At 67.2% G+C, this 13,808-nt stretch carries 11 protein-coding genes; 3 read left to right on the forward strand and 8 right to left on the reverse strand.

What is annotated here, in order from left to right; genetic code table 11:
* Positions 1 to 3 precede the first annotated feature (3 nt).
* The 3 genes from OHB26_RS09650 to ssd form a co-directional block, all read right to left on the reverse strand.
* Positions 4 to 816, reverse strand: a complete 813-nt coding sequence (locus OHB26_RS09650) for a type II secretion system F family protein (protein WP_330183853.1) — start codon at positions 814 to 816, stop codon at positions 4 to 6.
* A gap of 298 nt (positions 817 to 1,114) precedes the next feature.
* Positions 1,115 to 2,299: a TadA family conjugal transfer-associated ATPase gene (locus OHB26_RS09655; protein WP_330183854.1), complete on the reverse strand. Its 1,185-nt coding sequence runs from the start codon at positions 2,297 to 2,299 to the stop codon at positions 1,115 to 1,117.
* Entirely contained in the window at positions 2,296 to 3,702 is a 1,407-nt protein-coding gene (gene ssd, locus OHB26_RS09660; RefSeq protein ID WP_330183855.1) for a septum site-determining protein Ssd, read from the reverse strand. Before ssd ends, OHB26_RS09655 begins: the two co-directional genes overlap by 4 nt.
* A gap of 370 nt (positions 3,703 to 4,072) precedes the next feature.
* On the opposite strand from ssd, the gene OHB26_RS09665 reads away from it, so the two are divergent.
* Complete coding sequence (locus OHB26_RS09665; RefSeq protein ID WP_442942996.1) at positions 4,073 to 4,882, forward strand: HAD family hydrolase; 810 nt, start codon at positions 4,073 to 4,075, stop codon at positions 4,880 to 4,882.
* Positions 4,883 to 5,231: 349 nt separating this feature from the next.
* Here OHB26_RS09665 and OHB26_RS09670 read toward each other — a convergent pair whose 3' ends face one another.
* The 5 genes from OHB26_RS09670 to OHB26_RS09690 form a co-directional block, all read right to left on the reverse strand.
* The gene (locus OHB26_RS09670; RefSeq protein WP_330183857.1) at positions 5,232 to 5,978 is read right to left on the reverse strand and encodes an oxidoreductase; all 747 of its coding nucleotides are present in this window, start codon (positions 5,976 to 5,978) and stop codon (positions 5,232 to 5,234) included.
* A 185-nt stretch (positions 5,979 to 6,163) separates the two neighbouring features.
* Positions 6,164 to 7,852 (reverse strand): ABC transporter ATP-binding protein, encoded by a 1,689-nt coding sequence (locus OHB26_RS09675; RefSeq protein ID WP_330183858.1) that lies wholly within the window; start codon positions 7,850 to 7,852, stop codon positions 6,164 to 6,166.
* A 5-nt stretch (positions 7,853 to 7,857) separates the two neighbouring features.
* Positions 7,858 to 8,817 carry an ABC transporter permease gene (locus OHB26_RS09680; RefSeq protein WP_330183859.1) on the reverse strand — a complete coding sequence of 320 codons (960 nt, stop codon included), beginning with the start codon at positions 8,815 to 8,817 and terminating at the stop codon, positions 7,858 to 7,860.
* Positions 8,810 to 9,736 (reverse strand): ABC transporter permease, encoded by a 927-nt coding sequence (locus tag OHB26_RS09685; protein WP_330183860.1) that lies wholly within the window; start codon positions 9,734 to 9,736, stop codon positions 8,810 to 8,812. The genes OHB26_RS09680 and OHB26_RS09685 overlap by 8 nt, the downstream gene beginning before the upstream one ends.
* A gap of 61 nt (positions 9,737 to 9,797) precedes the next feature.
* Positions 9,798 to 11,351 (reverse strand): peptide ABC transporter substrate-binding protein, encoded by a 1,554-nt coding sequence (locus OHB26_RS09690; RefSeq protein WP_442942997.1) that lies wholly within the window; start codon positions 11,349 to 11,351, stop codon positions 9,798 to 9,800.
* Here OHB26_RS09690 and OHB26_RS09695 point away from each other — a divergent pair.
* Together OHB26_RS09695 and acs are read left to right on the forward strand one after the other, a co-directional pair.
* Positions 11,245 to 11,481: a hypothetical protein gene (locus OHB26_RS09695; RefSeq protein ID WP_330183862.1), complete on the forward strand. Its 237-nt coding sequence runs from the start codon at positions 11,245 to 11,247 to the stop codon at positions 11,479 to 11,481. The two genes, OHB26_RS09690 and OHB26_RS09695, sit on opposite strands and share 107 nt — an antisense overlap.
* 286 nt (positions 11,482 to 11,767) lie before the next feature.
* Complete coding sequence (acs, locus tag OHB26_RS09700) at positions 11,768 to 13,714, forward strand: acetate--CoA ligase (protein ID WP_330183863.1); 1,947 nt, start codon at positions 11,768 to 11,770, stop codon at positions 13,712 to 13,714.
* Positions 13,715 to 13,808: the final 94 nt, after the last annotated feature.

Raw genomic sequence — 13,808 nt, forward strand, 5'->3', positions numbered from 1 at the left:
CGTTCACCGCAGGACCCTCGCGGTGATGGCATCCGTCCAGAGCAGTCCGGCACAGGTCAGCGCGGCCCCCAGTGGTAGCAGCCAGGCTCCGGCCGCGGACAGGAACAGGACGTGTAGCGGGGCCGCGCCCATCAGCTGCCCCAGCGCGATACCGAGCAGCGGAAGTAGTGCCAGCACCGCGGCGGTAGCGCGGGCACCCGCCAGAGCGGCACGGGTCCGATCGCGGAAACGTCTGCGGCCCAGCAGGTCCAGTCGCGTCGCGGTGAGCAGCTCCGCCAGTGCGAGACCGTGCCGATCCGCGACCTGCCACGCCTCCGCCAATCGCGACAGCTCCTCCGGAATGGCGGTCGCGGTGCGGCGGAACGCCTCCGCACCGGAGCCACCGAGTCGGCTGCGGGCCGCGCTCACCGCGAAGGCATGAGCCGTCGGCCCGGTGGTCTCCGCCGCGGCGATCTCGGCGGCGGCGCTCGGATGCGCGCCGATCCGGAGCTCGCCGATAACGGTCTCCAAGCCCTCCAGCAGCTGGGCGCTCTGCACGGTACGAACGCGCTCGAATCGAGCCCGCCGCCGGCGCAGAGCCAGCGTTCCCGCGACCAAGCTCGCGGCGACCAGTGGCCCCACACCGAACAGCAGCATCGAGGGCAGCGCCGAAACCACGGCGATCCGCACCATGGCCGCCCTACTCGGCCTGCGAAACCGACTGGTGCGCCGGAACAGTCGAGCGAAGCGCCGCCGTGTGGCCGACTCCGGAACCACCAGCAGCGCCAGCGCGACGCAACCGATAATCGAAGTCATATGGCCGACAAGCGAAGTCATCGCTCACCGTCCTCGGGTGGCGTCGGCGGGTCCGCGTGCCGATCCCCGCAACCACTCCGCCAGCCCGTTCGTAGGCCCGGCGGCTGACTATGCCGCCACCGAAACAACTTGCCGCAACGTTGATCTCGCGCATCACACTGCGCATCCGCACAGCTGTGCGGACGTCCCGCCCGCACGGCGGACTGCCGTTGCTCCGGCCCATTCGGCACCGCGTTCATCGATCGCTCCCTTCGGTTGAGGAACTGAATTGATCTGCCGACAACGTGATCGAACCGGACCCAGCCGTCCGTCCACCCGCCTATAGGGCGGTGCGGTCGTCGAGTAGGTGGTTCAGGGATGTGGCGGCCGGGGCGGGGTGGGCAGCGGCGGACCAGGCGGGGACCATCTCGACTCGGCCGGAGACCGGGGTGACCAGGGCGATTTCGCGGAGGGTGCGGGTGCCGTCGGGGCGGCGGTGGACGTGCAGGACCACCTGAATGGCGGCGGCCAGTTGGCTGTGCAGGGCATCTCGGGACATACCGCCCAGCGCGGCGAGGGCTTCCAGCCGGGCGGGGACCTCGCGGGGTGAATTGGCGTGAACGGTACCGGCGCCGCCGTCATGGCCGGTGTTCAGCGCGGTGAGCAGGTCCACGACCTCCGCGCCGCGAACTTCGCCGACCACGATCCGATCGGGGCGCATGCGCAGGGCCTGGCGAACCAGGTCGCGGACCGTCACCTCGCCCGCACCTTCGACATTGGCGGGGCGGGCGACCAGGCGCACCACATGGGGGTGCGGCGGAGCCAGCTCGGCGGCATCCTCCACACAGATGATGCGCTCGGCCGGGTCGACCTTGGCGAGCAAGCCGGACAGCAAAGTAGTCTTCCCCGCCCCGGTTCCCCCGACTACCAGGAAGGCCAGCCGGGCGCGAATTATGCGCTCCAGCAGCATCTTCGCCTCCGGGGCCACCGCGCCCGCCGCGGCGAGGGCATCCAGGCCCTGCGAGGCCGGACGCAGCACGCGCAGGGAAAGGCAGGTGCCCCCGTGCGCGATGGGTGACAGCACCGCGTGCAGGCGGACACCGAATGAATTACCCAGTGCCGCTTCGGTTCCGGAGAGGCGGCCATCCACCCACGGCTGCGCGTCGTCGAGTCGGCGTCCGGCGGACAGGGCCAGGCGCTGCGCCAGACGACGGACGGCGGCCTCATCCGGAAAGCACACCGAAGACCGGCGCAGACCGCGACCACGGTCCACCCACACCGCATCCGGTGCGGTGACCAGCACATCGGCCACCTCCGGATCGTGCAGCAGCGGCTCGAGCACCCCCGCCCCGGTCATCTCGGTCTGCAGAATCCGCAGCGCCCGAAGCAGATCCGTATCCCCGAGCATCCCGCCCGCCTCGGCGCGAATGGCCGCCGCGACCTGCGCCGGCTCCGGCGCACAGGCACCCTCGGCCAGGCGCTCCCGCACCCGATCGAGCAGTTCGGCCGTCATCAGCGCACTCATGACCGCACTCCGGCCATCGCGGAGCCAATCCTCCTGGCCCGCAAGGGCGTACCGTGGCTCAACTCCGTGAGCACGAGATCGGCCGACGTGCGCAGCGGGCCGCGCCGCGCGATGGTGAGACCTCCACGTTCGAGACGCTCGGCCAGACCCGGCTGCTGCGGCAGCGCGGCGAGCAACGGCAGCGCCAAGGTCTCGGAGATCTCCCGGCCGCGCAGTCCGCCCGGCGAAGGTCCACGAACCAGTAAGCGCACGTGTGGATTTCGCCGCGAGAGGTAGCCCGCCACGGATTCGGCGGCGGCAATGGCCCGCAGCCGAGCGGGCACCACCAGGACCACCAGATCGGCGGCGTCGAGAATCTCATCCGTATGCGGGCCGCGCTCGGCCGAGAGGTCACAGACCACCAGATCCCCGGCCGAACGGCCCGCTTCGACCACGGCTCGAACCGCTGCGGGCGCGAGTTCCGTTGCGGCCAAACCTCTTCCACACGACAGCACCGCCGTGCCGGCGATACCGGGCAGCGCGTCATGCAGTGCCGCGGCGGATACCCGCCCGTCCTCGATCACCAGATCCGGCCAGCGGAGACCCGCGACCCGCTCGAGCCCGAGCAGTAGATCGATCCCGCCACCGAACGGGGCCGCGTCCACCAGCAGGGCGTGTTTGCGGCTGCGCTCCCCCGCGGATACCCCCCGTGATCCAGCAGGCCCCTCGCACGCCGCAGGCACTCCGCGCGCGGCTGCCGCCCCTTCGTCGCTCCTTCCGGCCGCGGAACCCGCACCGGGGCGGCTCCCCGGAGCCTGCGACCGCGCTCGGGGAAAACCCTCGGCCGCAGCACTATTCGTCGATCCTGAGTGATCCGGATGGCTCCCGCTCCGCACCGCACGCGGACTGAAGGACTCACGCCGGGCGCGTTCAGGCCCGGGCGACCGGGTGCCTGACAGCCCGCGGCGGATACCGCCACCGGCGACCAGGGCGACTGCGGCGGCCAGGGTCGACGCACCCGCTCCGCCGCCCGCACCGGCTATGGCGAGCACCGCACCGTCACCCGATCCGGCCTGGTCGGAGGCGGCGAAGGCGGCTATCAGGGTGTCGGCCGCGGCCGGTAGCGACAGGACCTGTTCGGCCCCGATTTCGGTGGCGGTTTGCCAGTCCGGCAAACCCGGCTCGCCCTCGGTTACCAGGATGATTCCGGGTCGCCGGGCCGAGTCGGCGGATACGCAGCAACGGGCGGCCGGAGTGTCCAGGACTATTACGGGAGCGTCGGCCCAGGGGTGCCGGGCGACGGGTGGGGTGCGCTCGTCCAGGGGCCGGTCGGCGGCGGCCGCGATCCGGCGAACCTCATCGCGCAGACGAGGGTCGGAGAGCAGGGCGAGCACCCGGGGTGCGGTATCGGCCGATGACTTCATGCAGGTCAGCGTCGCCCAGCGACGAGACGGCCGAAAGGGGGTGCGGGGCGAATGTGGATAACACGCGGCCTGTGGATAAAACCCGGGTGATGAAGTGGGACAAACAGTCCGGAAATAGAGGACGGCCCCAGCCGGGGGGGGAGGAGGCTGGGGCCGTCGGGTTCAGCCCCGGGGGGTCGGGCTGAACGCGCCTGGAACAAGTCCAGGTATCTGCGATACTACACCCAAGCCCCGGCGGGTTTGCAAGTCCGTCGGGCGAGTCTTTTTCCCGCCGATACGGCTCCGCTTCCCACTGGCTAACCCGGGCGAACCCGGAAAAATCCGGCATCGAGCACACCGCGACACGCGCTCGTCACGACGGAAACATAAGCTGGGCACCGTGACAGCCGAGCGCGGACGAGTCGCCGCCTTCTTCGATCTCGACAAGACGGTGATCGCGAGGTCGAGCGCCTTCGTGTTCAGCAAGCCGTTCCTGGACCAGGGTCTGCTCTCCCGTCGTGCCGTACTGGAGAGCAGCTACGCGCATTTTCTGTTCCTGCTCTCGGGCGCGGACCACGATCAGATGGAGCGCATGCGCGAACATCTGACCCGGATGTGCGCGGGCTGGGATGTGGACCAGGTGCGGTCGGTGGTCGCCGAGACCCTGCATGAAATCGTGGACCCGCTCATCTACGCCGAGGCCGCGGATCTCATTGCGGACCATCGTATTCGGGGCCACGACGTGATAATCGTGTCCGCCTCGGGTGAGGAGATGGTGGCCCCGATCGCGCAGGCGCTGGGCGCGGACCACTTCGCCGCCACCCGGATGGTGGTGCAGGACAACAAGTACACCGGCGATGTCGAGTTCTACTGCTATGGCGACGGCAAGGTGGAGGCCATCGAAAAGCTCTCCGCCACACACGGATACGACCTGTCCAGGTGCTACGCCTACTCCGATTCGGTGACCGATCTGCCGATGTTGAGCACGGTCGGCCATCCGACCGCGGTGAATCCGGATCGGGCACTGCGCAAGGAGGCGGTGACGCGCGGCTGGCCGGTGCTCACCTTCTCGAATCCGGTATCGCTCTGGGCGCGCATTCCGCAACCCTCCACCACGACCGTGGCGGCCAGTGCCGTGGTCGCCTTGAGCGCGGTGGCGGCGGGTGCGGTGAGCTACCGGCTACTGCGTCGCCGCAGATGACCCTTGATGTGAAGGCCGTCACAGAGTAACAATGGACGCACGGAAGGACGGAAGGCCAAGATCGGATCGGAAGAGAAGATCCGGTTTCCCGACCCACCCTTCCCAGCACGGACACCAGGCACCCACGCGGAGCACGCCGCGACAAGGGCACGAGTAGTTGTGGGCCTGCGTTATCCGAGGTTTCGGCGGTAATGCCTCGCAAGTCGCGGGGATGATCCGCACCGGACCCGGAGAGCTCGCCGAGGCCGAAACACAACCCGAGAAGCACGCTTGGTAACCAGGCGATCCGTGCTACGCGGGCGGTGAGGTCGCACCAGCGACTACGCCGCCCGCTTTGATGTCCGGACCCCTAGCCCGAGGCCGAGTCCGCGATCGAACGGGCTTCGCGCGCACCGTCTTCCAGCGCGCCGCAGGTGAAGATCACCCAGCCGCCCACACTTTCCGCGGTGCCCATGCCGAATCCGGCGGCCGCGTCCAGGTAGGCCTGGCGGCGGCGCAACCAGAACACTTCGGGTACGCCGAGGCTGTGCGGGTCCAGCCCACTGGACACGGCAACGAGCCGGGACGCGGCCCGCGCGACAATGCCGTCGCCGGTACCGAAGGGCCGCAGCGCGAGCAGCTCGCCGTGCACGATGGCCGCGATCACGGGGGCCGGGGCCTTGGTGGTCAGTACCGTTTGCGCGAGCAGATCCAGTCGCTCGGCCACACCCGGCACCTTGCGCGGCCGGCCGAGCAGCTCCTTGTCCTCGACCATGTCGGCCGCCGCCAGCAGGTGCAGGCGGGCCAGCGCCTGCAATGGCGCGCGCTCCCACACCCCGACCAGGGTCCGCAGCGCATCGCCGTCCAGAGCCTGTCCGACGCGCAGCGCACCGGCGAGAATCGGGTCCTCGACATTGCCGTCCGCGGGCAGATCGATGGTTCCGCCCTCGATGGCGGCAGAGGATCGCGCGGCGCGCACGGCCGCCTCGGCGGCGGTGGTGGGCCAGCCACGCCGATTCGCTTTATGCCGATGCACTTCGGCCAGCGCGTCACGCGCCTTGTCGGCGGCTTCGCTCACACCGGGCAATTCGACGAGTGGCTGTAGCGGATCGGTCACGAGGTACGAGGCTACTGGCGAGCGCCCGGCCGCCGACCGCCGCCTTGGCCGCGCGGCGACCGCCCTGCCGGGATCCATCACTGTGGCAGGCCCGACCCGTCGCGGAAGGCGAGCGGGCCGAGCCGATTTCGACACTGTCGGCCGCGGCCGTGCGCCGAGCCACCGGGTGGGCTGCGGCGCGTCGACTACCCCGCGAGCAGGTCGCGGCCGGGGATGGCGTCGAGGAGGCGCCGGGTGTACGGGGATTGCGGGTTGTCGAAGACGTCGGTGGTGGGGGCGGCCTCCACGACCTTTCCGGATTGCATGACCACGACGTTGTCGGCGATTTGGCGGACCACGGCCAGGTCGTGGGTGATGAACAGGTACGACAGGCCGAGTTCGGCCTGGAGTTGGTTGAGCAGTTGCAAGATCTGGGCCTGAACGAGGACGTCGAGGGCGGAGACCGCCTCGTCGCAGACGACCAGTTCCGGGGACAGCGCCAGGGCGCGGGCAATGGCCACGCGCTGGCGCTGGCCGCCGGAGAGCTCATTGGGGTACCGGCGCATGACCGAGGCGGGCAGCGAGACCTTGTCCAGGAGGTCGCGGACGGTGGCCTCACGTTCCTTCGGGGTGCCGATGCCGTGCGTGCGCAGTGGCTCCTCGATGGTGCGGTAGATGGAGTACATCGGATCGAGGGAGCCGTACGGGTCCTGGAAGACCGGTTGGACGCGACGGCGGAAGGCCAAGGCGGCCTTGGCATTCAGGTTCGCCACCGCGCGGCCGTCGAAGGTGACATGGCCGGAGGTGGGCTCGAGCAGGCCCAGGACCATCTGTGCGACAGTGGATTTGCCGGAGCCGGATTCGCCGACGATGGCGGTGGTGGTGCCACGGTGCAGGCGGAACGACACATCGTCGGCCGCGATCAGCTCGGTGGATTTCCAGGGTGTGCTGCCACGGATCTTGTAGACCTTGGTGAGGTTCTCCACGACGAGCAGTTCGTCCGGGGCACTGACGAATTCGGTATCGGTCTCGGCCAACTGCTCCGCCACCTGGACGGCCTGTGCCCGCACTTCGGCCCGCTGCTGGACCGAGGACAGCCGCTGCGAGGCCAGCGATGGCGCGGAGTTCACCAGCTTCTTGGTGTACAGATGTTGCGGTTCCCGCAGGATCTGTTGCGCCGGACCGGATTCCACCACCTTGCCGCGGTACATGACCACCAGGTGTTCGGCGCGCTCGGCGGCCAGTCCGAGGTCGTGGGTGATGAGCAGGACGGCGGTGCCGAGTTCGGTGGTGAGGGTGTCGAGGTGGTCCAGGATCTGCCGCTGCACGGTGACATCCAGTGCCGAGGTGGGTTCATCGGCGATGAGAAGTTTTGGGCGGCAGGACAATCCGATGGCGATGAGCGCGCGCTGGCGCATGCCGCCGGAGAATTCGTGCGGATACTGGTTGACCCGGCGCTCGGCGTCGGGCATTCCTGCCTCGGTGAGCAGTTCGACGGCGCGCTGTCTGGCGGCAGCGCCCTTGGCGATCCCGTTGGCCTCCAGGGTTTCCCGAATCTGGAAGCCGATCTTCCACACCGGATTCAGATTCGACATGGGGTCCTGTGGCACGAAGCCGATCCCCTTGCCGCGCACCCCGACGATATCGCGCTGGGACGCTCTGGCCAGGTCCTTCCCGCCGAACATGATGGAGCCGTCGGTGATCTCCCCGCTGCCGGGCAGCAGGTCGATAATGGCATGCGCGGTGGTCGATTTGCCGGATCCGGATTCGCCGACGATGGCGACGGTCTGGCCCGGGTACACCGACAGATTCACCCCGCGCACGGCGGGGATTCGCTTACCTTCCGAGGTGAAGCAGACATTCAGGTCGCGGACCTCGAGCAGTGGTTCGGTCATGCCGGTCACCTCTTCCGGGATGTGGGGTCCAGGGCGTCACGCACCGCGTCACCGAGCATGATGAAGCTGAGCACGGTGAGCGCCAGCGCCGTCGCCGGATAGAACAGGATGGCCGAGGTGCGAATCTCCTTCTGGTTCGCGGCGATATCCGAACCCCAGGACACGATCTGCCGGGACAGTCCGACACCCAGGTAGGACAGCGTGGCCTCGGTGACGATGAAGACCCCGAGCGAGATACTGCTGACCACGATCAGCGGGCTGACCGAGTTCGGCAGTACGTGCCGCACCAGCGTGCGGAACCTCGACACCCCCAATGCCTTTGCAGCGGTGACATATTCGCTGTTGCGCGATTGGATCACCGCGCCGCGGGCGATGCGCGCCGCCTGCGGCCAGCTGAACGAGGCCAGCGTCAGCATGACGGTCCAGATGGTGCGGGTGGCGAGCAGCTGCATGAGCACGATCGCGGCCAGGGTCAGCGGCAGTGCGAAGAAGATCTCGGCGATGCGGGAGATCACCGAATCCAGCAGGCCGCCATAGTATCCGGCGATCGCGCCGAGGGTGCCGCCGATGAACACGAACAGCAGGGTCGCGCCGAGTCCGGTCGCCACCGAGGCGCGGGCACCGTAGATGGTCCGGGCGTAGATGTCACAGCCTTGCTTGTCGTAACCGAACGGGTGCCCGCTGCTCGGCGGATGCATGCTGAAATCGCCACTGCAGTATCGCGGATCGACGCTGGTGAACAGTTGCGGCCAGACCGCGACCAGCACGATGAACACGATCAACAGCGCCGCGATGATGAAGATCGGGTTGCGCCGCAACTGTTTCCACGCTTCGCGCCATACGCTGGTCGGTGCGTCGGTTTCGTCCAGCCGGTCGGTGGCCAGTACCTCGACCTCGTCCGGTGGTGCGACGAAATGTTTTTGCCCGGGCCGGGTTTCGGATATTCCGAGCTCTGTGTCAGACATAGCGGATCCTCGGATCGAGTGCGGCATAGAGCAGATCGACGATCAGATTGGTCAGCAACAGGATGACGATCAGCACGGTCACGAAGGCCACCACGGTGGGCGGTTCGCCGCGGGTGATGGCCTGGTACAGCGTGCCGCCCACGCCGGGAATATTGAAGATGCCCTCGGTGACGACCGCGCCGCCCATCAGGAAGCCGAGGTCGGTGCCGACGAAGGTGATGACCGGGATGAGCGAGTTGCGCAGAATATGCACCCCGATCACCCGGCGACGGCTCAGACCCTTGGCCGTCGCGGTGCGTACGTAGTCGGCGGACATGTTCTCCGCCACCGAGTTTCGCGTCAATCGCAGCACGTAGGCGAAGGACAGCGAACCCAGTACGAACGCCGGTACCAGCAGATCGGTGAAGCTGGCCTTACCGCCGACGGTCACCGGCGCGATACCCCATTTCACGCCGAGCATGTACTGCGCCAGGAAGCCGATCACGAAGATCGGCACGGCGATGATGACCAGGCTGAGCACCAGCATGGTGGAGTCGAAGAGTTTGCCCTTGCGGAGTCCGGCGACGAGGCCGAAGGCAACGCCGAAGACGAACTCGATGGTGACGGCCATGATGGCCAGTCGGAAGGTGATCGGGAAGGCGCGGGCCAGTTCGTCGCGGACCGGTCGTCCGGAGAACGAGGTCCCGAAGTCAAGGGTGACAATGCCTTTCAGGAATTCCAGGTATTGAATGAAGAACGGCTGATCCAGGTGGTAGCGCGCTCGCAGCGCCGCTTCCACCGCCGGGGTCATCTTCTTCTCGCCCGCGAGTGCCTGAATCGGATCGCCCGGAATCAGGAACACCATCGCGTAGATGAGGAAGGTCGCCCCGAGGAAGACCGGGATCATCTGAAGCAGCCGCCGCACGACATACCAAGCCATGTTGCACTCCAATGAGCGGCGGGGGCCGCGCGGCTCGTGCGCGCGACCCCCGTGTGGCGGTTTACTTTTCGATGTTCTCGAAGTCGAACAGGCCCGACCAGCTGACCTCGGCCTTCTTCACCTTGTCCGAGCGCCCGGCCGCGACGTTGTAGTCGAAGATCGGGATATCGGGCATGTCCTTGAACAGCACCGTCTGGGCCTGGGCCAGGATGTCGTAGGCGGCCTCCGGGGTGGCGGCGGCCTGCGCCTTGGTCAGCAGCGCATCGAATTCGGGGCTGGCGTACTGCGTGTTGTTGGAGCCGGATCCGGTGAGGTACAGCTGGGTCAGGAATTCGAACATGGACGGGTAGTCGCCCTGCCAGCCGTAGCGGAAGGCCTTGCCGATGGTCTTGTTGGTGATCTCGTCGCGAATGCTCTTGAACGTCGGGTAGGGCACGCCGACCGAGTCGATGCCGAGGGTGTTCTTGACACTGTTGGCGACCGCTTCGATCCAGGCCTGATGTCCGCCATCGGCGTTGTAACTGATCTGGAAGGTGCCCGACCACGGCGATATGGCGTTCGCCTGCGCCCACAGCTTCTTCGCCTCGTCCGGGTTGAACTTCAGCACCTCCGAACCGGGCAGACCGCCGCGGAAGCCGGGCAGGGTGAACGCGGTGAAGTCCTGGCAGGCCACGCGGGTGCCGTGGAAGATGTTGTCCGCGATCTGATCCCGGTTGATCGCCATCGAGATGGCCTTGCGCCGCAGCACGCCCTCCTGGCCGCCGAAGTGCGCGACCGTCGGCTGAATGCCGATGTGCTGGCTGTAGGCGATCGGATGCTGGATGGCGCGGTCGCCGAGATCCTGTTTGTAGGTGGCCAGCGCGCTGTCCGGAATGATGTCGAGCGCGTCGAGATTCCCGGCCTGCAGATCCGCGTAGGCGGTCTCGTAGGACTGGTACATCACGAAGCGCAGGCCCTTGTTCTTGGCCGGGCGGCCGCCGTGATAATCCGGATTGGGCACCACGTCGATCTGCACATTGTGCTGCCAGTCGGAGAACTTGTAGGGGCCGTTGCCGATCGGGTGTTCGCCGAATCCCTTGGTGTCCTTGAAGAATGACTCCGGCATCGGATAGAACGGCGCGTAGCCGAGCTCCAGCTCGAAGTCGATCGAGGGCTCTTTGAGGTCGATGGTGAAGGTGTGGTCGTCGATCACCTTCAGCCCCGAAAGCGTCTGTGCCTTGGGCGGATCCGCCGAAACATCGTCGTAGCCGGCGATTTCGGCGAAGGCGGCGTTCTGCAGCTGACCGTTGGTGCCGAGTGCGCCGTAGTTCCAGGCGTCGACGAAGGATTTCGCGGTCACCGCGGTGCCGTCGGTGAACTTCCAGTCCTTGAGCGTCACCCGGTAGTGCTGCCGGTCGGTGGTGTCGATCGACTGTGCCACCTCGTTCGTGGCTTTGCCGCTGGCGTCGTAGTACTTGAGACCGGCCCACAGCCGGTCCACCACGCGTCCGCCCATATTCTCGTTGACATTGGTGGGCACCAATGGATTCTGCGGTTCGCCGCCGTTCACCGTGACGATGTCGGAGCTGTCACCACCGCCGGATGAACAGCCGGTCAGCGCGAAGCTCGTGGCCATCAATGCTGCCGCCGCCAGCGTGGTTATCGTCTTGATTCTCAACGCGTTTCTCCCGGTTTCCGGAAATGGCGAGGGGACGGTGAAACGCGCCGAAGGTCCTTCAGCGCTATCCACGATCCGCCTTGGGTGAAACGGACAGTAACCGTCCGACACGCAGATTTCAGCGGTTCGAAACGGGATTGTTCGCCTTGTTAGCAATCCGGCAACATGACCGGCGCGATCCGGGGGTCGCACCTGACACTTTGCACAATGCGACGAAAGGGACGTTCATGATTCGGTCACGCGGCGACTGGGATCGTTCCCCCGCCGAGTGAGACCGAAGGTGACAGCCGCGCCCGCCCCTGGTCACACTCGGTTAGGGTCGAACGTGGCCGCGGTCACCCCGCGGCCTGCACGCGCGAGAGAAGAAGAGAGAGATGACCGAAAGCACCGCCGATCACCTGGATGCCTATCCACCGAGCGCTGAGTTCGCCGCCTCCGCCAACGCCGATGCCTCTCTCTACGAGCAGGCCGCCGCCGACCGCGAGGGTTTCTGGGCCGAACAAGCGCAGCGCCTGCACTGGGCCGAGCCCTGGACCCGGGTGCTGGACTGGGACGACGCGCCCTTCGCGAAATGGTTCGTCGGCGGCAAACTGAACGTCGCCTACAACTGCGTCGACCGGCATGTGCTGGACGGGCACGGCGAGCAGATCGCCATCCACTGGGAGGGCGAGCCCGGCGATTCCCGCGCCATCACCTACGCCGAACTGCTGGCCGAGGTGTCGCGTGCCGCCAACTACCTGACCTCCATCGGCCTGGTCGCCGGTGACCGCGTCGCCATCTATATGCCGATGGTCCCCGAGGCCATCGTCGCCATGCTGGCCTGCGCGCGGCTGGGACTGACGCATTCGGTGGTCTTCGCGGGCTTCTCCCCCAGCGCCCTGCGCCAGCGCGTGGACGATGCGGCGGCCCGGCTCGTCATCACCACCGACGGGCAGTGGCGGCGCGGTAAGCCCGCTCCGCTCAAGAGCGCGGTGGATGAGGCGCTGGCCGAAGGGGATTCGACGGTCGAGCAGGTGCTGGTGGTCAACCGCACCGGAATCGACACGCCCATGGTCGAAGGCCGCGACGTGTGGTGGCATGAGACGGTGGCGAACGCCTCGCCCGAGCATGAAGCCGAGGCGTTCGATGCCGAGCATCCGCTGTTCATCCTGTATACCTCCGGCACCACGGGTAAGCCCAAGGGCATTCTGCATACCTCGGGTGGCTATCTGACTCAGACCTCGTACACCCACAATTACGTGTTCGACCACAAGCCCGGGACCGATGTGTACTGGTGCACCGCCGATATCGGCTGGGTGACCGGGCATTCGTACATCGTGTACGGGCCGCTGTCGAACCGCGCGACCCAGGTCGTGTACGAGGGCACCCCGAATTTCCCTGACGAGCACCGGCATTGGCAGATCATCGAGAAGTACGGGGTGAGCATCTACTACACCGCCCCGACGCTGGTGCGTACATTCATGAAGTGGGGCAAGGAGATTCCCCAGGCTCATGATTTGTCGAGCCTGCGCCTGCTGGGCAGTGTGGGTGAGCCGATCAATCCCGAGGCGTGGCGCTGGTATCGGGAAACGATCGGGGCGAACAGGACTCCGATCGTGGATACCTGGTGGCAGACCGAGACCGGCTCGATCATGATCTCCCCGCTCCCGGGTGTGACCGCGGCCAAGCCGGGTGCGGCGATGACCCCGCTGCCGGGGATCTCGGCCACGGTCGTGGACGAGGAAGGCAAGCCCGTCGTGCTCGGGGAGACCGAGGCCAACGGGTATCTGGTGTTGGATCAGCCGTGGCCTTCGATGCTGCGTGGTATCTGGGGTGACAACGACCGGTATCGGGAAACCTATTGGGCTCGGTACGCCGAGCAGGGCTGGTACTTCGCCGGTGACGGCGCCAAACTCGACACCGAGGGCGACCTGTGGGTGCTGGGCCGGGTCGATGACGTCATGAACGTCTCGGGCCACCGCATCTCCACCGCCGAGGTCGAGTCCGCGCTGGTCGGGCACTCCGGTGTCGCCGAAGCCGCGGTGGTCGGCGCCTCGGATGAGACCACCGGCCAGGGCATTGTCGCCTTCGTGATCCTCACCGCCGAGGCCAAGGACACCGGCGCGGATCTGGTGGCCGAGCTCAAGGCCGAGGTCTCCCGGGAGATCTCCCCGATCGCCCGCCCGCGCGAGATACATGTGGTTCCCGAGCTGCCCAAGACCCGTTCGGGCAAGATCATGCGCCGCCTGCTGCGCGATGTGGCCGAGGGCCGCGAGCTGGGTGACACCTCAACCCTGGTGGATCCCAACGTCTTCGAGGCCATTCGCGCCGGAAAGTCGTAAAGCGCGCTCGGATAAGTCGTTTCGCGAATGAGCGCCACGGCCCCGGTGACCGGCTGGTCACCGGGGCCGTTCGCCATCCATAGCATCCTTCGCC

Source organism: Nocardia sp. NBC_01503, from assembly GCF_036327755.1.
Taxonomy (GTDB): Bacteria; Actinomycetota; Actinomycetes; order Mycobacteriales; family Mycobacteriaceae; genus Nocardia.

What these genes read in the sequence shown, in the direction of transcription:
- OHB26_RS09680 (WP_330183859.1), bottom strand. Translation starts at nt 8,817, where the DNA reads ATGTCTGACACAGAGCTCGGAATATCCGAAACCCGGCCCGGGCAAAAA.
- OHB26_RS09685 (WP_330183860.1), bottom strand. Translation starts at nt 9,736, where the DNA reads ATGGCTTGGTATGTCGTGCGGCGGCTGCTTCAGATGATCCCGGTCTTC.
- OHB26_RS09655 (WP_330183854.1), bottom strand. Translation starts at nt 2,299, where the DNA reads ATGAGTGCGCTGATGACGGCCGAACTGCTCGATCGGGTGCGGGAGCGC.
- OHB26_RS09675 (WP_330183858.1), bottom strand. Translation starts at nt 7,852, where the DNA reads ATGACCGAACCACTGCTCGAGGTCCGCGACCTGAATGTCTGCTTCACC.
- OHB26_RS09690 (WP_442942997.1), bottom strand. Translation starts at nt 11,351, where the DNA reads ATGGCCACGAGCTTCGCGCTGACCGGCTGTTCATCCGGCGGTGGTGAC.
- OHB26_RS09650 (WP_330183853.1), bottom strand. Translation starts at nt 816, where the DNA reads ATGACTTCGCTTGTCGGCCATATGACTTCGATTATCGGTTGCGTCGCG.
- acs (WP_330183863.1), top strand. Translation starts at nt 11,768, where the DNA reads ATGACCGAAAGCACCGCCGATCACCTGGATGCCTATCCACCGAGCGCT.
- ssd (WP_330183855.1), bottom strand. Translation starts at nt 3,702, where the DNA reads ATGAAGTCATCGGCCGATACCGCACCCCGGGTGCTCGCCCTGCTCTCC.